The sequence below is a fragment of the Sulfitobacter sp. M13 genome, from assembly GCF_053474885.1.
The window spans coordinates 1,904,353-1,926,504 of sequence record NZ_CM130281.1 but is presented as its reverse complement, the minus strand read 5'-3'; the positions used below and the strand labels follow the sequence as shown (position 1 = coordinate 1,926,504).

15 protein-coding genes and 1 tRNA gene are annotated in these 22,152 nt (G+C 52.7%); 8 read left to right on the top strand and 8 right to left on the bottom strand.

Annotated elements, in window-relative coordinates; genetic code table 11:
- The first annotated feature begins 16 nt into the window (after nt 1-16).
- The 4 genes from ACVBAU_RS09165 (at nt 17) to ACVBAU_RS09150 (ending at nt 3,969) form a co-directional block, all read left to right on the top strand.
- Nucleotides 17-928, top strand: coding sequence for an MBL fold metallo-hydrolase (locus tag ACVBAU_RS09165; protein ID WP_448325864.1), 912 nt, complete (start codon nt 17-19; stop codon nt 926-928).
- Nucleotides 929-1,009: 81 nt separating this feature from the next.
- Nucleotides 1,010-1,084 (top strand) — tRNA-Asn (locus ACVBAU_RS09160).
- 117 nt (nt 1,085-1,201) lie between these two features.
- A complete protein-coding gene (locus ACVBAU_RS09155; protein ID WP_448325862.1) occupies nt 1,202-3,262 on the top strand; it encodes a site-specific integrase in 2,061 nt (686 codons plus the stop codon).
- Between the two features lie 158 nt (nt 3,263-3,420).
- Entirely contained in the window at nt 3,421-3,969 is a 549-nt protein-coding gene (locus ACVBAU_RS09150) for a 3'-5' exonuclease (protein WP_448325860.1), read from the top strand.
- Nucleotides 3,970-4,306: 337 nt separating this feature from the next.
- On the opposite strand, the gene mcrC is transcribed toward ACVBAU_RS09150, so the two are convergent.
- The 3 genes from mcrC to ACVBAU_RS09135 are packed head-to-tail and all read right to left on the bottom strand — an operon-like array spanning nt 4,307 to nt 7,175.
- Nucleotides 4,307-5,368, bottom strand: a complete 1,062-nt coding sequence (gene mcrC, locus ACVBAU_RS09145; RefSeq protein ID WP_448325858.1) for a 5-methylcytosine-specific restriction endonuclease system specificity protein McrC — start codon at nt 5,366-5,368, stop codon at nt 4,307-4,309.
- Nucleotides 5,368-6,156, bottom strand: a complete 789-nt coding sequence (locus tag ACVBAU_RS09140) for an McrB family protein (RefSeq protein ID WP_448325856.1) — start codon at nt 6,154-6,156, stop codon at nt 5,368-5,370. The genes mcrC and ACVBAU_RS09140 overlap by 1 nt, the downstream gene beginning before the upstream one ends.
- Complete coding sequence (locus ACVBAU_RS09135) at nt 6,153-7,175, bottom strand: winged helix-turn-helix domain-containing protein (protein ID WP_448325855.1); 1,023 nt, start codon at nt 7,173-7,175, stop codon at nt 6,153-6,155. The genes ACVBAU_RS09140 and ACVBAU_RS09135 overlap by 4 nt, the downstream gene beginning before the upstream one ends.
- 660 nt (nt 7,176-7,835) lie before the next feature.
- On the opposite strand from ACVBAU_RS09135, the gene ACVBAU_RS09130 reads away from it, so the two are divergent.
- A protein-coding gene (locus ACVBAU_RS09130) for an IS3 family transposase (protein WP_448325853.1) occupies nt 7,836-8,923 on the top strand; the annotation gives its coding sequence in 2 pieces (ribosomal slippage) (nt 7,836-8,097 and nt 8,097-8,923; 1,089 coding nt in all).
- A 917-nt stretch (nt 8,924-9,840) separates the two neighbouring features.
- On the opposite strand, the gene ACVBAU_RS09125 is transcribed toward ACVBAU_RS09130, so the two are convergent.
- From ACVBAU_RS09125 to ACVBAU_RS09105, 5 genes are all read right to left on the bottom strand, one after another.
- Nucleotides 9,841-11,022: a GIY-YIG nuclease family protein gene (locus ACVBAU_RS09125; RefSeq protein WP_448325852.1), complete on the bottom strand. Its 1,182-nt coding sequence runs from the start codon at nt 11,020-11,022 to the stop codon at nt 9,841-9,843.
- The gene (locus ACVBAU_RS09120; protein WP_448325850.1) at nt 11,012-13,057 is read right to left on the bottom strand and encodes a DEAD/DEAH box helicase; all 2,046 of its coding nucleotides are present in this window, start codon (nt 13,055-13,057) and stop codon (nt 11,012-11,014) included. Before ACVBAU_RS09120 ends, ACVBAU_RS09125 begins: the two co-directional genes overlap by 11 nt.
- Nucleotides 13,054-13,467, bottom strand: a complete 414-nt coding sequence (locus ACVBAU_RS09115; protein ID WP_448325848.1) for a hypothetical protein — start codon at nt 13,465-13,467, stop codon at nt 13,054-13,056. Before ACVBAU_RS09115 ends, ACVBAU_RS09120 begins: the two co-directional genes overlap by 4 nt.
- A 105-nt stretch (nt 13,468-13,572) precedes the next feature.
- Nucleotides 13,573-14,889: a PDDEXK-like family protein gene (locus ACVBAU_RS09110; RefSeq protein ID WP_448325846.1), complete on the bottom strand. Its 1,317-nt coding sequence runs from the start codon at nt 14,887-14,889 to the stop codon at nt 13,573-13,575.
- Nucleotides 14,886-17,636, bottom strand: coding sequence for a class I SAM-dependent DNA methyltransferase (locus tag ACVBAU_RS09105; protein WP_448325844.1), 2,751 nt, complete (start codon nt 17,634-17,636; stop codon nt 14,886-14,888). Before ACVBAU_RS09105 ends, ACVBAU_RS09110 begins: the two co-directional genes overlap by 4 nt.
- Nucleotides 17,637-18,197: 561 nt before the next feature.
- Between ACVBAU_RS09105 and ACVBAU_RS09100 the strand changes: the two genes are divergently transcribed.
- The 3 genes from ACVBAU_RS09100 (at nt 18,198) to ACVBAU_RS09090 (ending at nt 21,961) form a co-directional block, all read left to right on the top strand.
- On the top strand, nt 18,198-18,548 hold the full coding sequence (locus ACVBAU_RS09100) for a hypothetical protein (RefSeq protein WP_448325842.1): 351 nt from the start codon (nt 18,198-18,200) through the stop codon (nt 18,546-18,548).
- 236 nt (nt 18,549-18,784) lie between these two features.
- Nucleotides 18,785-21,079: a hypothetical protein gene (locus tag ACVBAU_RS09095; protein ID WP_448325840.1), complete on the top strand. Its 2,295-nt coding sequence runs from the start codon at nt 18,785-18,787 to the stop codon at nt 21,077-21,079.
- An 81-nt stretch (nt 21,080-21,160) separates the two neighbouring features.
- Nucleotides 21,161-21,961 carry a hypothetical protein gene (locus ACVBAU_RS09090; RefSeq protein ID WP_448325838.1) on the top strand — a complete coding sequence of 267 codons (801 nt, stop codon included), beginning with the start codon at nt 21,161-21,163 and terminating at the stop codon, nt 21,959-21,961.
- Nucleotides 21,962-22,152: the final 191 nt, after the last annotated feature.

The following is a 22,152-nucleotide window of genomic DNA, read 5'->3' as shown; positions in this document are numbered from 1 at the left end:
AGTGAAAGGCAAAACCATGCTGCCCCCAGACGACTTTGACCCCGCCATCGGACCTGCCGAAACGCTAGAGCCAGGTTTGCGCCGCATTGTGGCCGACAACCCCTCGCCCATGACCTATCGCGGGACCAATACCTATCTGCTAGGAACCCGCGGCATCGCGGTGATTGATCCCGGGCCCGCCTCGCAGTCCCATCTGCAGGCGATCCTTGATGCGATCGGGCCCGACCAGCACATCAGCCATATCATTGTGACCCACACCCATCTTGACCACTCGCCGCTGGCACGAGACCTTGCCCGCGTATGTGCCGCACCAATCCTTGCATTCGGGGATGCTTTCGCCGGTCGGTCCGACGTGATGCAGCAACTGGCCGCCGCATCAGACATCGGCGGTGGCGAAGGCATCGATGCGGAATTCATCCCCGACCAGCTTCTCCGCCACGGAGAGACCATCGCCGGTGACGATTGGGAAGTTCAGGTGATTCACACACCCGGACATATCGGCAACCATATTAGCCTGCGGTGGGGCGACGCCTGTTTCACCGCAGACCACGTTATGGGCTGGGCCAGTTCGCTTGTGTCGCCCCCGGATGGGGATCTGACAGACTTTATGGCGTCCTGCGCGGAACTGCAGCAAACCCGCTGGCGGGTGTTCTACCCTGGCCACGGTGCCCCGGTGACAGACCCTGCCGCGCGACTGGATTGGTTGGTCTCGCATCGGCTTTCCCGCGAGGCAGATATCCTGCGTGCCCTCGAACACGGCCCCGCCACTGCTGCAGCGCTCGCCGCCGAAATCTACACCGAAACCCCGCCTGCATTGTTGGGTGCCGCGACCCGCAACGTCCTTGCACATCTGATTGACCTTACAGGAAAAAACAAGATTGCGCCCCTAGGTCCGCTTTGCGCCACGGCCTCATTTCGGAGGGTTTAAAACTCTTTTGAAAAAATCTGGAAAAAAGTGACAAATCCCTCTGGACGCCGTAAATTACCATAGCTATACGGTGCAGACCGTTCCGACGTAGCTCAGCGGTAGAGCAGTTGACTGTTAATCAATTGGTCGTAGGTTCGATCCCTACCGTCGGAGCCATTAAATCTTAAATACCTGATTTATATGGCATTTCTCTCCCTGGATTCGGAGAGTTATCCCCTTGGCACAAAGCCTGTCCCTCCGCTTGGCACAATTGCTGGCACAGGAGTCGCAGACTTGCGCACCTCAATCACATCACAGATTCATCTCGAATATCGAAAAACCGGTTTTCACTGGCGCAGACGCCTCCCCCAGGCCCTACGGGCCTGGGGTGAACCCCCTTCAAACAAAAAAATGTCACTGATCTTTCCACTTCGTTCCCATGTCATTCCTGAGGCCAAGGCACTTGCTCTGAAACTGACCCTTCTGAGCGAGATCGCCTTCGCCGGGTTGACGGAGAGAACGATGGCGATTGCGCCCCACACAATGGAATCAATTCTGACCGAGCTCTGCCGCTTCATCATTGATGCAGCCGAAGCCGCGCGTGAGATTGCACCATGCCGCACTCCTGAAATCGCAGCTTATGAGTTGGCCTGCGTAAATGCCGCCATCGATACACTTCGCCATGCAATTGCAATGCGCGACCGCCAATCAGCAAGAGGCCCGCTACAGGAGGTCGCACACCGCCTTGGTCTTGTCCTCGATGAGAACGACCCCGACTGGCAAAGACTGGCCTTTCGGGCCCTTCGCGTCATGGTGGAGGCACAGGAAGAGAATTTGAGCCGTGAGCAGGGAATATATGCAGGTTCAACGCAATATCGTACTCAGCCCAATCAACTAATGGCGCAATTGCAACGGACAGCTATAGCTCCCGCCCCCCTTCCCTCACCAGTTGCTGTCTCTCCCGTGCAATCCACGCAACCGGCCGTTGGTACGACACCATTTGAAGGAACGGCCCCTGTGCAGTCTCAGACCTGCGCTCCTGTTGCCGAAGATGCTTCTCCAATTGAACCGGCCTCAAACCCGCAGGTGCCTAAAACCACCCGAAAGGGTCGCAAAATCAACGAGATTACAGAGCACTACGTTAAACTCAGATCCCAAGGATATTCCAAATTCAAAGAAAATGAGACCGTCAATAAAGAAGCCGGCGTAAGCTGGAAGAAAAACTCCAGCGCAAATGTATACTCGACAGCACGGTTGATGTCCCGGACATTCGATGACGCCCCTCTGGACCAGGTTTCCAATAGCGACTTAACTGCCGCCTTTAACTTGCTCCAACGGGTCCCGCGGAACTATCAAGCTGCGACAAGCAAACTCAGCCCGCAACAAGCGGCAGACGAAGCCGACACACAGGAACAACACAACGCCCAAATCACCCGCGCAAGAATGGAAAGCCAAGGTGCAAGCCCAGGCAAAATTGAGGTCACCATTCTAAGAGAGCGCATCAGGCGGCTGAGCCCGAATACGATTTACCGCCACATGCAGGATTTTCAGCGCATCTGTAGGTTTGCCGTCATCCAAGGCGATCTCTCAGAAAACATCATGGCTGAACATATTTGGGAAAAAGCAGACGTTGAACAACGGATTTTGGAGGCCGATGATACAGAACGCCAGACGTGGGTCGGTCGCTTGGATAAGCTGTTCCGAACCGCTATTTTTCAAGACAAGCTCGACGATATTGGCGACCCGTTATTCTGGGCACCCCTGATCGCGGTCCATATGGGTTTTCGCAGCGAAGAAATCTTGCAGCTGAACTTGACAGATATCGAAATCATCGGCGGTGTGCCGTGCATTTGTCTTCAACAAGGTCCGGGGCAAAATCTGAAGAGCAGTGCCGCGCGTCGCACTGTCCCAATCCACAAGAACCTGATTGACCTCGGCTTTTTGATTCTGGTCGAGAAGCGCAAGCGTGAAGGGGAAGAACGTCTGTTCCCATGGTTGCAACGAAGCGCTTCGAAAGAAACGTTTACAGAGAACTTTTCGAAAAAGTTCACGCGCTACCGTCAAGAGGTCGGCTGCTACGATTCCCAGCGCGACTTCCACAGCTTCCGCACGACTTTTAATCACCTTTTGATTGAGAGCAGATGCTTCGATAGCCACCGACGCTACATGATGGGACATGTCGATCGGGATGTTGGTATTAGACACTACAACCCTGACAGTTTTTCCAAAGCGCTTTTGTTGGACGCCGTCAATGCCGTCAAGATCGACATTTCGATGATCCGTAGCCCGTTCGAAAATGCCAAACCGAACAGCGTAACCCATCTGGCTGATCACCGTCTGGCAATGCCCTCATAGCCCCTCCATTGCGGCACCGGGACGAACCCTAAACCGCAATTTATTGCTTTAACGGGAGGTCCCGAGTAGCCAATTAGCCCCCCCCTTTATCCAAAGTGTTTGGTACCAAATAAAGCCTACCGCCAATGGACCAGCACGCGTTAAACAAAGGACATTTCATGACAAAAACCACTGTAGAACAATACGCTGTACTCGATTTTGAAGCTTCAAGCCTCTCCCTCGACAGCTGGCCGATTGAAGTCGGCATATCTTGGATCGAGCAGGGAAAGGTGCAAACATGGTCTTCATTGATTTACCCTGCCCCTGAATGGGATCTTTTGGATTGGTCAATCCAAAGCGCTGCAGTTCACAAAATATCCTTCGCTCATTTACGCGGCGCACCAGTCGCGGCGGAGATCGCGCCTGAGGTAATAAAACAGATACACGGCAAGACCCTTGTGTCAGACGCCCCGAACCACGAGCAACACTGGCTCTCCAAACTGCTGGAAACTGATCCAACGTGTGATGTCCCAACTGTTGCGAACTTTGACAGCGTCAGCGCTGCGCTTTTCGATGGGTATGCGCTCGACATGCTCTACGAGGTCTTGGAGCGGACCACGGCTCCGCATCGCGCAGGCCCCGATAGCGCAAGACTTACCAAAGCATGGTTGAAGGCAAAGGAAATCGACGCCGAACTAAAGGGAGGAAAAACAGACAGAAAAAACTGACGGCCAACATATATTAAGTTCGGCCGGCACTCTCGATATTCTTCGCTAAATCGACACTGCGAGCCCCAAAAAGCCGTAACATTGGAGGTCGGTTCCGGTAAAATGTCAAAGCTTCAATTGGTTCAAAAAACTTCGGTTTACGACCGAAAGCAAGGTGCGCAGCTTACTGCGCTCCTACCCTCAACGCCTCACAGCTGAAACTGTCACATGGACCTTATTTGACTGGCGGCGCTGATTTCTCACAAGACACCAGAAAGGGCTGCTACCAAAGGCAGCAAAACTAATCTTCACATAGTGATTTGTGATCAGCTCCACTGGTCACAGATCAAACAACGTTTTAACTTCCGTAAACACTCTGCAGCTGCATCTCGAATGATTTAGCATCCCCCATGAGGTCAATCGTTTTGAAACGCATTCTGTGACCCTGAACAACCATCACCTCATCGATGGAACCTCCCGTTTGTGGATGCAAGAGCATCCCTTCTGCTGTTAGGCTGGCCGCGTCCTCGGGCCGTTCTTGGCTGCGTAAGTATGCGTAAATCTGATAAAGATAGCCACTTTTCAGGATGTTGTCTCGGTATGTCGACGCGGTGAAAATTGCTGTAAATTTAGTGTCGATTACTATCCGATGCGTAAATCCGACATTGGTTAGCTCAATATCAGTCTGCATCCCGGGCAGGACTGCAGCTATTCCAGCTGATGCGCTTTCGACTGGCCATGACAAACGCTTGCCCGTGTTGACGATCCAACCTTTGGGTTGCAGTTCGAGACGTAGCGCATTCCCCATAGCCTTTTCAAACAACCGGCGGATAAGGTGGTCGCTGGCGTCAGGCAAGGTGCCAGTGACACGTCCTGCGTCCTCGGTCGGAATGATGGTGTCAAACACCATCTTGGCCAGTGCCACCATGAAGCGATCTGCAGTCTCATTACGCCCTATCTGGTCACTGGCCAGTTCCGCCCAAGACGGACGTGGTCCGGTCACGCCCAAACGCGTAAAGTCCCCCGACAACTGTCGGCAGCGATGGGCCACCAGATCGTCCGATACCCGGCTGGCCAGATGGTCAAGGGCGGCCCGGACAACTCTGTTTCGAGGAGTTTGCATGGTATGCTCTTCAAAACGACATGCAACTCGGCCCCTATCCATCAAACGCCGAGTTGTGGTTTCAAGCATGTCGATGCGCCCACGCACCCGCGAAAGAATTGCAGTCTTTGAACTGTACCCGCGCGAGAGGTTACGCCGTAAGCGTTCTTCCACCACATCAGTCAACAACCCAGCTACCAGATCAGGCAGGTCCCGAGCGACTTCCACCTGATGATCGAACCTCCCCTGATATTGAACAAGATCGGAAGCATAAAGAAAGAGAAGCCAAATATTCCGAAGTGGGATCGGTTCTGCCATTACAGCCCTACGCGCAGGGCTTGGGTCGCGTCCCGCGCTCGCTCTGGGGCATCGAACCAATAATCTTCCAACAATGGGGCGATTTCAGTATCGATTAGCTCGGAGAACCAAACGCGAGCATCGGAACAGTCATCATCGCTTGGTGTGACGTACGAGTGACCTACCCTAAATTGAGGACCCAACGCACGATCTTGCGCAATCACTTCATTCAAAGCGCCTGCTCGGTCACGGACGAAGGCGATCACATCCTCCGGAAAACTCTTGTCGCGGCACCAGTCTGCCCAGGCATCATTCAATAGAGGCTCCAACGTCACAAAAGCAAACCTGCGCCTCAGGGCCAGGTCAACCAGCGCAAGTGAACGGTCGGCGATATTCATCGTGCCGATGATATACAAGTTGTCAGGCACATGGATTTTCTCGCCAGGAATTTTCCGGTATGCGAGTTCCATAGCATCGGCCCTGTTGCGCTTGGTGTTTTCCAGTAAGGTCAACATTTCACCAAAGACCTGCGCAGGATTTCCCCTGTTGATTTCTTCGATGATCAGCACGTGCGCCAGGTCTGGCTGGGCGCGTGCAGCCTCGATCACTTGCAGAAATATCCCGTCGGTCAGGGTCAACCCATTACTTGACGGGCGATAACCACGGACAAAATCTTCGTAGGACAATGAGGGGTGAAACTGAACCGACCGTAGCTGATCTGGCAGAGGCGATTTGCGGTCGATCAAGGCCTTTGCCAGGCGCTTGGCTAACCATGTTTTTCCCGTCCCAGGCGGCCCTTGCAAGATCATATTTTTTTGGAGGACAGACGGTCGACAAGACCAGTAAGCGTTTCGCGTTCAAGAAAACCGCCTTCAGAGATGATGTTGTCCACCGTGTAAGGCAAGATTTCCTGCTCTGAAAGGTTGTCGTCTTCCGCGGCATCTTCCGCCTCGCTAATGCTCATGGGATCAACGTTGGGGGCAAAGCGTTCGGCCCAGTATGAGTGGCCGAGGAAATATCCATAATCCTGTTCTGCTCCATCGAACGTGAATGCTACCAACCGGCGGGCCATGTCATCTTCTTCGACACGCGCCCGCGCAACCATTGTACGATAGGTATAGAAATACCATTCTTTGGGCGGATCGATTTCTTCCCAGTTCACTTCGACGGTCAGGCCGTCGCCTCGGTTGCCCATGATCGTACCAATAACCTTAATCCGCATTACGCTTGCGGCGCGGCCATAGTTTTCGAAAGGAACATCATTCTTTCGAGTAAAGGACGACTTAATCGCAATTCGGTCTCCGGGTTTCATCTGTCGGACAAGCTTTGAAAATTTGTCATCGTAGCCATTCTGCCAGATTCCATCGCGCAGGAAACGTTCTGTCTGGTCACCCTCTGACCAAGACGCGCCCACAAACCAGAAACCTAAGCTGTCGGAAACCACTTCATCTTCGGGTGCCTTCTCCTCTTCGTCATCCACGGCAAAGCCTTCGCGGGCAATACGAAAAATATTCGCAGCCCATTCATCAGAAAGGGTGGCTTTCCAACCAGCGTCAGACAGGCCCCAAATTCCTCTCGCCGGAGCAGTCATAACACCAGCCTTGACGAGGTAAGCCCGAGCGAAAGAAACCTTGTTCTCGAACTGTGATCCACCTTTTTTATGGGTAAGAGCCAAGAACTCGACTGGTATTTCATAGTTTTCGATTATCTTCTGAAATACCTGCTTAGGCTGTGCCTGACCTTCAAATTGTCTCATAGATTCGATTACAGGAACAAAATAGCTCAAGAACTGAGGCACACCCGCAATTTTTTTCTCATTCAAGCCCATGATACGAACCTCCGCTTTTCATCAATTTTCATCAATTTTTATGAAGATCGCAGGGTTTCAATTAAAGGCCAAGTGGATAGTGGTCTCTAACTATCGGGACCGGATTGATATGGAGGTTTCACCGTATTCATTTTGGGCCCAGTCCAGACATTGGATTCTTCCGAGCCTACCAGCTAACATTTGTAGAACTGCCGAAGAACAGCCCCGATATACAAAGTCTTCAATAATCCACTTTTCGGAATGAGAGCGGATGCAAAATCGGACAAAAAATACTACATCATTTCAGCGGGGAATTTTTGCGTCTTTACCGGGATTTTTTGCGTCATTTTGAGGAGTTTTTGCGTCTTTGCGGGGAGTTCTTGCGTCACAACGGGGAACTTTTGCGTCGCACCCTCTGTAACAGATTGATTTAGAATAGCTTATTCGCCCCCGAATCTTTTAGAATCTTGAATCTATTAGAAAGAGCCGTCACGTCGGTTTTCTAAAAGGTTTTTCTCTTCGAAAAATCGCTCCATATACTTCTTGTGCCGAGGCAGATGCATCCGCTGAACGAGGTACTGGAATGAAGCACTGCGGCGCGCAGCGGTGCGGTAATCCCCCCTAAAATTAGTGGTGTTCAAAAGTAGAATTTTCTCGGCAAGATATCTGAGGAGATTTACGATGAAGAACGGACGATTTAGCGATGCGCAGATCATGGCTGTGTTGAAGCAGGCGGAGGGCGGTGTGCCGGTCTCTGAGCTTTGCCGGGAGCACGGGATGAGCAGTGCCAGCTTTTACAAATGGCGGGCTAAATTTGGCGGTATGGACGCGTCGCTCATCGCAGAGATGAAGGACATGGCCGAGCAGAATCGCCGCCTCAAGAAGATGTATGCGGAGATGAGCATGCAGAATGAGTTGCTCAAGGAAGCCCTCGGAAAAAAGTCTTGAGGCCGTCTCATCGACGAGAGATGGCCATGAAGATGGTGGCGGTGCATGGGGTCAGTGTCGCGCTGGCGTGCCGCACGTTCCAGATCAGTGAGACCTGCTATCGCTACAGTCCAACGCTGAGCACCGAGAACGAGGAGATCGCCGATTGGTTGGAACGTCTGACGGCAAACAAGCGCACCTGGGGCTTTGGCCTGTGCTTTCTGTATCTGCGCAACGTGCAGGGCTATTGTTGGAACCATAAACGCGTGTACCGGATTTACTGCGAACTGGAGCTGAATCTACGGATCAAACCCAAGAAACGGCTGAAGCGCGACAAGCCAGAACCGCTGGCTGTGCCTGACAAGCCAAATGAGACGTGGTCGATGGATTTTATGGCCGATCAGCTCTCTGACGGCCGGTCGATCCGGACACTGAACGTCCTGGATGACTTCAATCGCGAGGGCCTTTGCATCGAAGTCGACTTCTCATTGCCAGCCGAGCGCGTGGTGCGGAGTCTGAACCAGATCATCGAATGGCGTGGAAAACCCAAGGCTATTCGTATTGATAATGGACCCGAATATGTCAGTGGAAAGCTCATGGAATGGGCAGAAAAACAAGGCGTTAGGCTGGAATACATCCAACCCGGAAAGCCCCAACAGAACGCCTATATCGAACGCTACAACCGCACGGTTCGCGGCGAATGGCTCAGCCAGTACATCTTTGAAACCATCGAGGAGGCACAGGATCAGGCCACGGAATGGCTCTGGACTTACAACAACGAACGACCCAACATGGGCATCGGCGGCATAACACCCGCAATGAAACTGAAAACAGCCGCCTGAATTCTACCGCTGGACCTCATTAAAAATGGGGGGATTACCGTGCAACGTTCTAAAATCTCGTTCAAACGCACAACTTGTCGCCATGGCGACCATGAAACCGCCTGATCCCGTTGGGGGCCAGGCAACCGTCTGAGGCTCAACGCCTCAGAACTATGGCGAAGACCGACGGCCGGCGGCTTCGAGGAAAACAGGCTTTTGTGGGGCCCAACGAGAGCCTGCTTTCCTTTCCATTCCACGAAGCTAAACGAGTATGACGATGGGTATTCATTCTCACAAAAATAGACCGTTTACAGATATCCAACGTCAGTTCAAAATTCATGTTAAGGTATGAGCGAAGAAATCTCGTTCTTCAATTCATCTGGGATCAGTAAGCACAGGCACGATATCCAATTTAACGATACTGTCTTGATGAAAGTTATTGATTTGCAGCGAAATACCAGTGCCAACGTCTACAAAGCTAAGAGCTGCTAAACTGCCAAAAACTGCATCAAACACGGCCAGTTCGCTGCCAAATTTCAGTGCGGAGATATAACAAAGGCCACACTTAACTTTGGAGCAATACGATGAATGGATTTGAATTCGCCCTGACAATAACGTCAGTTGTGACCGCTATTTTTGGATTATTTTATGTTGCGCACTTGGTAAAGGTCAGCGGTCGAGACCGCCCCCGAGATCCCGAGAGCGTCAGAAGACTTGTTCGCAATGCACCATTTGAACGATTAGCGTTGGTTCTAAACAACTACGACGTTGGCACAAATTCACCTAAAGCACCTTAGCTGTTCAATCATGCGCCGATGTTTACATTCCTGCTCATCAACGACTTCGAGAAGAAGGCGCGCTGGCTGCGATCGGCATTAGTGGTAGAGGTTTGCTATGTCTGGTCGCTCAGCCCTCGATACTTCCATATGCAATCAGGCTTATCTTAGAATAAGTTTGGCTTGGCGAGGATCATATACGTATTTCGTTATCGTACCCTTTTTGATCTTTTTTACCGCCTCATCAATCGCGAATAGCGGCACCAAAAACCACTCTTGTGGCACGACGGGGCGACCGAAACGGTCCGCGATTTGAATATCAAGCCTTGCACTGTCAAAGATCCGATGGATGAGGTTTTCAAGTCTTGTTTGATTGATATTATAAAGCTCATACGTCGCGACAACTTCGACCGGTGCCATTAAAAAAGTTGGCTGAAGCTGTGCCCCGGCGACCCGCTTTTCGACACTCATAGTTGTCACGCCAATCTTGTGCACCAGATGTCTGTTGGCGGCGACCGTCGGGTTATCAGACTTACTGCGAAGGACGTAGATGGCCCCCGTTGTATCATCCCCCTCTTCCGGCGTGTCTGAGAACAAAGGCCCAGCCAAAGGCTCCGTGATCCGCCTGCCCGCATCATCATTGTTCAAAGCGCGCTGCAATGAACGCATAAGCATCTTGCTTTCGGTGCCATTGTCAAAGATGACCCGAAGTCGCGCATCTGTCCGACCCTGATCTGTGAGGGTCACCTCCCCCATCTCAGCAACGTAAGCTTTCTGCCCTTGGACGATAAAGAACCGTCCCGACTCAATTTGAGCTTTCAGCTCAAATGGAAGAGTCTCCCTTTCGCCATTGTCCAGCTCTCTCTGGACCTTTTCAAACAGAGGTTGGAACTCATCAAAATCTTTGCATGTTTCTCGATTTGCAACGTTCTCTGCAGCCTTCTTCTCTGCTGCGGATCGAACGTGTTTCAGCTCGGTTATCGGAGATGGTGCGATGTTCACACCGAGTTCCGCGAGCAGTGCGTCGTCATCCAAGTCATCGCTTTGGTCTGCAAGAGGCAGTGCGTTCAGTAGACCTTGATGATCAAGAGGTTCAAGCAGATCATGTGCCTCTGGCAACTCGCGCATACGTTCTAATCTGACCGCGAATAGCCGCTCAAAGATGTCCCCGTCTGGTGAATGTCCAGGCAAGCGATCATGGTCGGTTACGAACTTCTGAATATCCTCGAAACCCGCGATGATCCGCTCTTCTCTCGGCGTTCTTTTGACCTGCTTCTTCTGCTCGATCTCCACGCCGAGCTCAGCAAGGAGCGCATCGTCGCTATCCGTAAAATTACTTGGCATACATCGCCTCCTGCTTCATCCGGGCCAGATATGCGACACCCTCAGCCATCTTCTTTTCCCAAGCATCCGAAGAGGACAATGACGGCAAAACACCCCGCTCTTGCTTGAATTTCAAAGCTCGCTTGGCGAGATCACGCGCCTCCTCCGGGGATAGCTTGATCTTCTTGGTTTCGATGACAGCGGCAATCTGTTTCAGGCTTTCCTCACTCATAGTTTTTGCCAGGATCGCATAGGCTTCGCTGAAGGGGTTTATGCGATCGATGAGGTCGATATCGAGATCGCGGACATTCATTGCGAACTGCCGGACCCCAGTCACAAAGGCCGTGTTGGCCTGCGCTTCTGGGTCATCACCCAGCAAGGTCTGCTTGGCTTGTTGCGTGAAATTCAGCGCCGCGACAGCATGTTGCCGCACGGCCTCTTGATCCTCCGCATCAAGTTCGGGAAATTTGGATTGCACGATTTTGCCCATCCGGACCTGGGTGAGTTCTTCCGGTACAAGCTCTTCATCAAACAGCCCGCGCTCTATGGTGGTTTTATCCTGGACAAAGGCGATGATGACCTCATTCAGATCATTCTCGCAGATCCGGCTGGCCTCCGGGCTCTTGGGTTGGGTCAGGCCCTTGATCTCGATTTGAAACTTGCCGCTGTCGTCATTGAAACCGACATTGCACTTTTCCGGATCGAAGCCGCCCTCACCATAGTCAAAACCTTCCTGCGCCGTATTGGTGGCGACTTTGGGCTTGAACTCAAATTTCGGCGTCAGCACCTGTTCCATCAAGAGGCTGGCGGCAATGGCCTTGAGGGTGTCGTTCACGGCTTCCTTGACGGCCTCCTCAGAGGCATCAGGCTCCGCGATAAGATTAGTGAAGCGAGAATGGGTCTTACCCTTGGCATCCCGCGTGGCACGCCCGATGATCTGCACGATCTCGGTCAGACTGGACCGATAGCCAACCGTCAGCGCATGTTCACACCAGATCCAGTCGAACCCCTCCTTGGCCATACCAAGAGCAATGATGATGTCTACGTGGTCGCGATTGTTCTTCTGCTTGGGATCTTTCAACGCCGCAGAAACCCGCTCGCGCTTGGCGGCTTCGTCATCCACCAGATCCGCCACCCGCAGCACACGCCCATCAGGCCGTTTGATCAGTTGAAACCCAGTGTCAGCATCTGTCCCCTGCCATTCCCCCAAAGCATCCAGGATATGCTCAACCTCCCGATGCTTGTCCTTGGTGCTCTCGCGGGAGTTAACATTGGGGATGTGCAAGATTGTTTTCTCATCAGGTTCCAAGACCTTCAGCAGTTCATCCGCATAGGAGCCGCTGTAAAAGAAATACCCGATGTCCAGCGTCTTGAGATAAGTATAGCCGCTGAGCTGTTCGTAATAGGTATAGGTGACCGTCTCGAACTTGGCCTCATCCTCTGGCCCCAACACAGCCTCTGTATCGCCACGAAAATAGGAACCGGTCATGGCGACCACATGCAGCTTGTCGCGGGCGATCATGGCCCCGAGATGGGCCCCCAGCTTGTTGTCGGGGTTGGCCGAGACATGGTGGAATTCATCCACCGCGATCAAGCGGTCGTCAAAGGCTTCAATCCCGAATTTGTCGACTGCAAAGCGGAAGGTGGCATGGGTGCAGACAAGGATCTGGTCATCACTGTCAAGGAATGTGCGCACCGACCCGACTTTACCATCATCGCCCCCTGGGGCATTACACAGGTTCCAGCGCGGCGCGACGGTCCAATCCGCCCAAAAGCCAAACTTGGTCAGCGGCTCATCAGCAAAGCTCGATCCGATAGATTTCTCAGGCACCACGATGATCGCCTGTTTGATACCCTGGTTGTGCAGCTTGTCCAGCGCGATGAACATCAGCGCCCGGCTTTTCCCTGAAGCGGGCGGTGATTTGATCAGCAGGTACTGCTCCCCCCGCTTTTCATAGGCGCGTTCCTGCATGGCGCGCATACCCATTTCGTTGGACGTGGTCGAGCTGCCATTGGCTGGATAGGAAACACAGACAGAGGGAACGGCTTTTGTCATTGGGAAATCCTGTAATCTTGTAAAAATTGTATCGCCCAAGCTGGCGGGGTCGGCCAACTGCGAAAGCCCTTCACGTGCCAAGTCCTACTGGCATCACCGATCCGGTCATTACCTTGCAGATGACGTACCAAGGCATCGTGGTCGTAAACATAGGCCGTACCTCCGTGAAGAAACGCTACATGGATTTGCTTGCCCTGATATTTCCGGTCGATAATCAACCGCCCTTTAAGCTGTACCTTGAGAAAGGTCTCTCCATCCACATGCACTGCGATGAAATCAGCGCCCTGCCAGTCATCAGTTAGACGGATGCAGTTAAACCCATAGTCGGCCATGCGCGCCGCGATTTTGTGGAAGTTGTAGTTTTCCTGTTGGCGTGAATTCAGCTCACTATAGGGCACGGCGGTAAACATATCAGGCAGACACCTTCGCGGTCATCTTGTTGTACATGCTGAACAATTTCTCCAGCCGTCGGATGTCGTTTTCGCTACAACCCACTACGTGGTTGGCACACCAAATCATTCCGAACTCTCTTCCTGGCCGTGCGGTAGGAACTGCGGCAAAACCTCAGCAACAGCATTCATCTCCGCGTCGAAAGACTTCAACGCCTTCTTGATGGCGTTTGCAATCTTGTCGTGGTCATGGATGTCATCGACTGCAAAAAAGTTTTTCTTAAAGAACTTTGAATACTTTTTGTGCTCGTCGGCCGCGCCACGTTGAAAACCAATTGTCGTCAATGATTTCTTATTTGCTACACCCGTAATGGCAGCGATCAAGTCGCGCCTAAAGTCATGATCGCTGAGAGGGCCAACCTCCGCGTATAGGCGAACCTGACCACTGGCCCCATTTGCATCACTTGTAAGCTGGACCCAAGTGATGAGGGGGAAGCCTGCCCACCAGTTTTCACACCCATGCCACCAATATTCATCACCCCCAAATGCATCGTACCAAGCCTTTGGCAAAAAGCTGAATGAATGAGCATCCGAGTGGTTAAAAATGAATTCCTGTTTTCCAACTTTGATTTCTGCTTCGTCTTCAAGGTCCTCCCCAAAGACAGCATCGCAAGCAAAAGAGAAATCCGTGCTTTTCCCGTGCTCCACAATAAAATCAAGAGCACGCCTATGATCTCGGTAGAGTTGCCGCGCCAGTTTCTCCATTTCGGCCTGCTCATTGCTCATGCCTGTCGCCTCTCGAATAACGTCTAAATAATGCTCCAAAAATGTTTGTACTTCCGGCGTCAACGGCTGCCGACCCGACAACGCGGTCTGACGTAACAACTCGCAGATAGTGCCGTATTCAATTGCCGCGTATCGATCGTCTTCGGGCTTTTCTTCCCAAAGGGTTAAAAAGATCCCGCGCACCAAATGAAAGCTATCCGATCCCATGAAAGTCGCATCCACTACGTCCATATATCGTTTCAGCTGGTTGCTATGCTGACCACTGTCGAATTTGTTCTCGATCACAAAAACCCAGCCGTTGCGTGGGCTTAGAACAAGCAGATCAATGTTGCGCCACTCACGCCTAATTTCGGCGTCCAGCATATCGGCTTGCGAGACATCCAACGCTGTTGGTCGTGCCTTACTGTCATCGCCGCGCAACGCCTGGGCCAGAAACGCCTTGAGAAAGGTGTCGCCCAGCCCATGGGTTTCTTGAGGGTTCAACAGCCAGCCCAAAATCGCGGAGTGTCGGATTTCCATCCGTTCCATGCCCATGGTTTTGATGGGATTGAAGCGACTGAGGTGGGCACGAATATTGTCCAGATCGGCATTGTTGACAAACAGGCTTTCCAAATCGTCCAATGTCGGCAAATGGGCGTCGTTGTTGTCGAGGCTCATCCCGATACCTTCGTGGTCATTTTGGTGTACATGTCGAACAGCTTCTCGAGCCGTTCGGTGTCGTTCTTGAAGCGCCGGCCGATGTAGATGCGCTCAAGTGTCTCGTCGTTGCGGTCGTGGGCGGCGCGGAGGTTTTCGGGCATGGTTTCGGGGTTGTAGAGATCGGCGATGGTGGCGGGGAAATGCGCCTCGCGGGCCAGAAGGATATCCTCGGCGCAACGAGTCAGGTCCTCGCGGTTCTTTTCGGTGAGTTTGGGGACGGCGAAGGTGTTCCAGCCCATGGTGTTGGAATAGCGGTATCGCGTTTCCAGCTTGCCACAGACTGTGGCGATCCAGACCAGATGCAGACGTGATGCGATCAGCGCCATATTCCAAAGCGGGGCGTCGTAAAGGGCGAACAAAAGGTCACTGACGATTGTGCTTTTTCCAAACAGACTGACGGGCATGTATTCCCGATTTTCTGACGAAACCTTGGCCACGGCCAATGAGTGCTCACGGGCCGTTCCTGCAATCTGGACAAATCTATGCGGTTTAGCAGCAAATTCTTTCGTTGATGCAGCGTTACTCCCAGATCGAAAACCAGAAACCTTTGCCAAGACTTCTGCGATTTGAGGAATTTTAGATGCTGACTCTTTGTCTTCATCTTCGATCCAGATGCACCAGCGTGATTTTCCGTGGATCATCTGCTCTGACCCCAAGTAAGACTTAACGTATTTTTCGGATACGGGGGCTTGGTTGAGTAACGACATCCGTTGGTCTTCTGAAAGAATGAACGCGCCACCGTCTCGTGGCATGTTTCCAAACAGCATACGCCCCAGTTGTGAAGCAGGTTTCCGTAGTGGCTCTACCACAACGTTGTTTGCGGGCACTAAATAAGCGTTGATATTGTCAGCCTCTTTTACCACTGTTTGGCCCTCGTTGTTCAGCGCGTAAAGTCGCCTCACCGCGCCGGCGTGGTTGGATACCGCCACGATCGCAACGGTAACGCCCGCGTTGTGGCTCGCAAGGTTCGCCCATTTGAAAGACGTATGAGCGAACGCTATCTCATGCCCGGTCTCGAAAATTAGCGGCCAAAGGATTGGCACCTGCTGCCCCTGATTGATCGAATTGGTCGTTACAAACGCCGAGACAGTGGGGGTATGTAGCCCGTAATCAGCAGCCTTCATAAACCAGCCAGCCACATAGTCGAGCGACTTCCAGCTCCTCGTGCGGCCGTCGAATATGCGCTGCAAATCTGCCTTTTGCCCTGCGCTCTGCCACTTCGCCCCCAGATACGGCGGGTTCCCGCAAATATACGTCTCTCCCCCTTCATTCTCGAAATCAATCTGCGCCTGATCCAGCGGGCTTTGAAACAGATCCTCGGATTGAAACTTCACCCCTGTCCCCGTGGGCGGGCAGATCGACAGCCAGTCGAGCCGCAGGGCGTTGCCGCAGGTGATCCAGTTCTGGCTATCCAGTGGCAGGAACTCAGCCAGCGCCTCTTTCTGGCCCCTATACGTCACATCGCATTGGTATTCCGCGATGATCAGCGCCAGCCGCGCAATCTCGGCCGAAAAGTCTCGCAACTCAATCCCGCGGTAGTTGGTTAGGGGGATGTCCGTCTTGCGGTCCGCCTCCCCTCGCCGCTCATTGATCACTGCCTCTATCGCGCGCAGTTCCTTGTAGGCGATGACTAAAAAGTTGCCCGACCCACAGGCCGGATCAAACACACGGATCTTGGCGATACGGGCACGCAGGTTGGCCAGTTTGCGGCGATTGTCGCCCGCCTCTTCCAATGCAGCGTTCAGATCATCCAGAAACAGCGGGTTCAACACCTTCAGGATATTTGGCACAGAGGTGTAGTGCATGCCAAGGACAGAGCGTTCATCCTCATCCGCGACGGCCTGGATCATGGAGCCGAAGATGTCGGGGTTGATCTTGGTCCAGTCCAGTCCACCGATATGGCTCAGATAGCGCTGTGCGATCTTGGAAAAGCGCGGCACCTCGGTGCTGCCCGAAAACAGCCCGCCGTTCACATAGGGAAAGGCATCGGCCCAGCGGGGCAGATTGGCGGCGGTCCGGTCCTTCGGCGCTACGTTCATCGCACGGAAGATGTCGGAGATGACCTGATGCGTGTTACTGCCATCGCGGTTTGACATACGGTCGATCGTAGAGGTGAACAGGTCGTCGCCACCGAAAATATCGGTATCCTCAGCAAAGAAGCAGAAGATCAGCCGCGCCATGAAGTGGTTCAGATCATGACGGCGCTCAGAGGTACCCCAATCAGGGTTATCTTTCAGCAGCTCCATATAAAGACGGTTAAGGCGGCCTGTGGCCTTGATGTCAAAGGCGCTCTCGCGGATTTGTTTGACAGTCGAGATACCCGCAAGCGGCAGGAAGACGCCAAAGTGATCAGGAAACTGCTGATATGTGCAGGCGACCGTTTCTCCACCGATCAGGTCTTCTGCCTCGAAATCCTGACCATCGGTGGCGAGGATGAACTTGGCTTTGAACTTGGTGGTGGACGCGCTGTTTTTGAGCGCCACGAGGGTGTCGGAGACAGCACCGGGGGCGCAGGTGGCGATGTGGATATTGTTGCGCTGTAGGACGCCACCCAGATCGGATTTATTCGTGTCGCCCTTGCGAAGCTTCTTGACCTCGGTCGGCTTGCGCCCAAAAGCCTCAAGAAAAGCAAAAGGGAATTCAGCTGGGTCAAATGGTACTTCGGCGAGTTCGGAGATAGCTTGTTCGATCTCGACGGGGTTCATTTACACTTCCTTATTCTGCGACGCCCCCTTCTCAGTGATAAGAACGTCTGCATTTGATCCAGCTATCCGGACCTCTTTGTCTGTCTTTCCACTGAGTGTGGTCGTTGTGTTCTGACACTGACTGTGTGGCATAAGTTCGGACATGCAGCAGACTGCTGGCAGCGAAACCTGCTCACACACAACTGCTATTTTTGTATCGGCACAACATATCGTTAGCAATCGCTGTTACTTGCAATTTTTTCAAATTGGCCGAGGGGTCTGATCCATCCGCCAGCAATACCTCTTCCCTGTGTTCGCACCCTAACCAAGCGGCATGCCAAGACCTCCGGTGTCTTTCCCGGTCAGCTGCTCGCTCGTTCAAGAAAGAAACGCTCCCCGACATTTTTCTCCTTCGTCCTTTTCGCAATCGACCAATCTCATAGATACCAACAGACAGGACACCCTTCGAAACCAACAAAACGCACACGCTACGAAAAGACCACCTCCAGCCATGCTGTGATCGTGACGCCGAAGAATAGGCACCCAATCCAGTCGATTTCCCGCATGAACAGGAGGTTTCTCATGCAAAACAACATTACAGAAAACACCAATCAGGCCGCATATGACCGGATCGCGGACACCCAACGCCACTTACGCCGTCACGGTCATGCCCTTTGCGATCTATTTAGTATTTTTGATGCACCAGCAGGTTCCGACGCACTCTGCGATTTGCATGGTATCTTAGGGAGCCGGCACCCGGATGCAGCAGTAATCAAAACAGCGCTTCAGGAGATCGAATGCGCTCTGGGAAATCAAACGTCACAGGCCGCCGACAGCGCCGCAAGCGAACGAGGTTTTGATGCTTCTGCGGCTCTGCGCTGGCACGGCGCACGGATCAGTGAACTGCATGCACGCTTCCGCAATGCTGGCTAAGACAAAATCTGCCGATCAACTGCACACTGCAGGTCGCCGGGGATATTCCCTCGGCGACTACGTCCTGAGTTCGGACGTTCGTTAAGTCTCAAGCTGGCTTATGAAAAGCTTTCCAAGTGCAATCTATTCATCCGCGGAGAGATCAATGTCACTTTAAGTGCGACTATAGAGTGACTGAAACTCCTATTGAAGTGCCAGAATTTCCGGTCGCTCCCAAAAGAACACATATCCACTACATGAAAAAAACAAAACACACTTTAAGCCTTGCCGAACTGCATGAGCGCATTGAAAATGGTATCGTACCCACGTCAAGTGTCCAGTCTGCGCTGGCATTCCTCGAACTTGCGAAGGCAGTTACTGGATCTGCATTCTATGACGCCAAGGTACTCGCATCGGAAGAGGATTTCGCGACCTGGTTTCCACACAGCCCAAATGGCGATTTGGTTGAAGCTTTCGGCGATGCCATACTGTACAATCGCTGCCGAGCCAGCATTCTTCGGCACGCCAAACTTGCAGGCGCTTGGCCTGAAAAGGATCCGTATACCTTGTTGAACCTGCTTGCTAAAAAGCAGCGCCTTCCCGGAGTGAACCGAAAACAATTTGAACTATTCTTCCCTGGATTGGCCTTACGTGATCTGACGCGAAACCAAGCAATAGTTGCTGATCGCCCTCTACGGGGAGATAAAAGGATGGTCTTTAGGAGATCTCTTTCGACTATCGATCGTTTGAGGTCCGATCCTCGGGTTTTAGCGGCAAATATCCTTTGTTCCGAAGACATAGGGCCCATGCCAATCTACCGCGACGGCGACAAGGTGCGCATCGAGCTGCCGAAAGCGCTGGCGATAGTAATTGGACAGCTTCCTATCAGCTACGCGCTTCACGCTCGGCGTGCGTTTGAACTTGGGGTGGATTTCGGCATACTTTGCGTGAATGGACCACGTCCTGGCTGGTCTTTAGGAATCGCGGAAGCTGCGCGATACCACGCGGCCGTGCAAAGGATGGTTTCTTCAGGCACCGCTACTCTTTATCTGAGCGCTCTTCTCTCATTGCTTCGCACCACGAATTCTGCGTTCGTGCATGCAGACGTCACTACCGATCGGGTGCGGCGACCCGAGATATATGTGCCAAAACCTGAATCTCAGCCAACACATACAAGAAGAAAGCAGGTTGTGCTGCCGGCCTTTGTCGAGGCAGAGGTGGCTTCATTTGCCCAAAACCGCTCTGCAAGCCCGAGACGAATACAAGATTTACGCTGGCTCCTCAGCAAACTTCTTAAAGCTGGGTATGAAATTGATGGCCACAGTTCTTTCGAATATACGCAGTCTATTTTCGAAACTACATTCCCTGATTTCGCTGATCTAACACTGAGATCATACCAGACCGTTCTTCGCACATTTCTCGCCCATACGAACCGTCTTTCTCCTTGGGAAAGTTTGATCACTCGCGCCCAAGCGACTGATGTGAATGGCGTCGACCTCTCCGGGCTTCTGTTGATCAGGAGATATGCAGAGAATGCTGAACCGCCGGTGCCCCCTGCTAAGGTCGATGAAAATGTTGCGAAACAGTTCCTTACGATAGCCTTCGAGTCCCGCGAAACGCCCAAATTATTAAAGGGGCTCGCATCCCTTGACCAATTGCGCACAGCGCTTCCTGATTTTTTGCCAGGACCTACCATCGGCGACCAGCGAGACTGGCTCCAGCGTCAAAGCGGAAACCTACCTGAGGCACTTGAGAACGCACTGCGGTCTGACGCGCAAAAAGCAGGATATACCAAAAACGGCGTGAGAGCGATGATCGTCGCGGTTCGAAGCCTTTATTCCCTGACACCCGACAAAACCAAGTTCGCAGCAGACTACGCTGCCATTCCATGGCGTGCTTTGACCGCGGAGGCCATGGCCACGCACGAACAGAAGTTGACGCACTACCGGACAGAGTTACTTCGACTCGCAGATCGTCTTGACCGGATAAAGACAGTTGGCTGGCAAAACTTACAGGTCGCAATTGTAGCGGCAGGCATTCCGCGCGCAGACAATCCGATAGACACACTGATGAGCGTTGCTGCCAATACAGGGCTCGAGCCATGGCACTTGGACAGAGAATGGGCGTGGATTTACGAGCGATCTCTTCGACCGGACCTGCGGCGCAAATGGAACCGTGCGGTAACTAACTTTGACGCACTGTATGACACAGTAGGCATTGCACAGACCAAACTGTTGCCTTCAGACCGTCTCGGGCCGATGCCCCAGATAGGCGCACGTCTAAAGAACGCCCATTTACCCCTTCCACGTAGGTTTGAAGCGGCACTCGAAGGCGGATCAAAACAGCTTTTAGAGGCTGGGCATTTCGTGTGGCGATGCTTACGGACCTTCGGCGTTTGTTCGCGCGGAGATGATCCTGCGCCTGGCAAACTGGTCGACGACGATTATCTTGACTTAATCGAAAAAGAACAATGCTTCATGCGGGCACAATCGGCTCGATTGCATATACAGTGTATCCGCGACTGGCGCGACAGACAGATCGGGTTGCTATAGGTCAGTGCCTCCCACTTTCGTGGATGATATTTTCCCGTATCGTCCAAATCAGCACCATTTCCTGAAAAACAGGAGATGCCATTGCTACAATTATCGAAATTCCATTTTGCAACCCGTCTCGAACTGCACAAGTGGTCAACTCTGTCGCGTAATGAGATCGGCCCGTTCCTTGCCCGGTTCGGCATTGCACCACTGGGCGCTAAATACCCGATGATGCGTGTATATGTGCATCTATTGGGTTTGGAGCCCGCCACCACCGCTGAGGAAGAAATGCTCGGGCAAGGCTTAGTACGCATCAGTACGGTCGCAGAGCGTTTCGGCACAACCAGCGACCACCTTTTGAGCAGGCTTCGCGCACCAGGCAACAGCTACCCGCCGCTCTACGCGTTTGGGCCCAACCGTCACGTTATGCTCCGCGCTCAGATCGAACAAATGCTGTCGAGTCCGAAAAACGCGTGGGATCCTCTTAAGCCGATCATGGGCCATGCTGTCGCAGCATCGTGTCTGGCGCGGAACCTGAACGTCCCGCAATCGCGAATTGACACGCTGCTTAAAGTAAAACGCGACTTGCCAGCGCGTATCCTTATGCAAGGCCGTGTCCGTTACATCATCGCCGATGTAGCCAACAGGCTCGCGTCCTCAAGTTCCAATTTGGTTACGGTTACGGATGGTGCGGCACCGAGTTCAGAACCGCAACACAGCACATCGAAAGCCTCGCCCATTTTCGCACGCAATAGCGATGGTGGCTTGTTCTCCAATGCAGCGGATCATGCAACTCGCCAAGCTTCCGCGGGTAGAATCTGCACGGGATCCGGTGCCAACGCACACGGAGGCGATTGCACGCACGGGTCCCCGGTCGAGGCGAAACTGTCGGAAACATAAGGCGTGGCTTAGTTTTCGATAGTTTCGACTCCAGCGCGCATTTTCACTTCGTATGCACGCTAAGCGGCCAATATCCCCCTCCGACCAGTTAAAAGAATATTTCATCGCTCTCGAAACAAAAAATCTGAAAATCACGCACATTTCCTAAAGGCATATTCCGACCCTAAATTCCACTTAACTACGCAAACGCA

Excerpts from the sequence above, each read along its gene's own strand:
- ACVBAU_RS09165 (WP_448325864.1), top strand. The coding sequence starts at position 17 with ATGCTGCCCCCAGACGACTTTGACCCCGCCATCGGACCTGCCGAAACG.
- ACVBAU_RS09150 (WP_448325860.1), top strand. The coding sequence starts at position 3,421 with ATGACAAAAACCACTGTAGAACAATACGCTGTACTCGATTTTGAAGCT.
- mcrC (WP_448325858.1), bottom strand. The coding sequence starts at position 5,368 with ATGGCAGAACCGATCCCACTTCGGAATATTTGGCTTCTCTTTCTTTAT.
- ACVBAU_RS09140 (WP_448325856.1), bottom strand. The coding sequence starts at position 6,156 with ATGATCTTGCAAGGGCCGCCTGGGACGGGAAAAACATGGTTAGCCAAG.
- ACVBAU_RS09135 (WP_448325855.1), bottom strand. The coding sequence starts at position 7,175 with ATGGGCTTGAATGAGAAAAAAATTGCGGGTGTGCCTCAGTTCTTGAGC.
- ACVBAU_RS09125 (WP_448325852.1), bottom strand. The coding sequence starts at position 11,022 with ATGCCAAGTAATTTTACGGATAGCGACGATGCGCTCCTTGCTGAGCTC.
- ACVBAU_RS09120 (WP_448325850.1), bottom strand. The coding sequence starts at position 13,057 with ATGACAAAAGCCGTTCCCTCTGTCTGTGTTTCCTATCCAGCCAATGGC.
- ACVBAU_RS09115 (WP_448325848.1), bottom strand. The coding sequence starts at position 13,467 with ATGTTTACCGCCGTGCCCTATAGTGAGCTGAATTCACGCCAACAGGAA.
- ACVBAU_RS09110 (WP_448325846.1), bottom strand. The coding sequence starts at position 14,889 with ATGAGCCTCGACAACAACGACGCCCATTTGCCGACATTGGACGATTTG.
- ACVBAU_RS09105 (WP_448325844.1), bottom strand. The coding sequence starts at position 17,636 with ATGAACCCCGTCGAGATCGAACAAGCTATCTCCGAACTCGCCGAAGTA.
- ACVBAU_RS09100 (WP_448325842.1), top strand. The coding sequence starts at position 18,198 with ATGCAAAACAACATTACAGAAAACACCAATCAGGCCGCATATGACCGG.
- ACVBAU_RS09095 (WP_448325840.1), top strand. The coding sequence starts at position 18,785 with ATGAAAAAAACAAAACACACTTTAAGCCTTGCCGAACTGCATGAGCGC.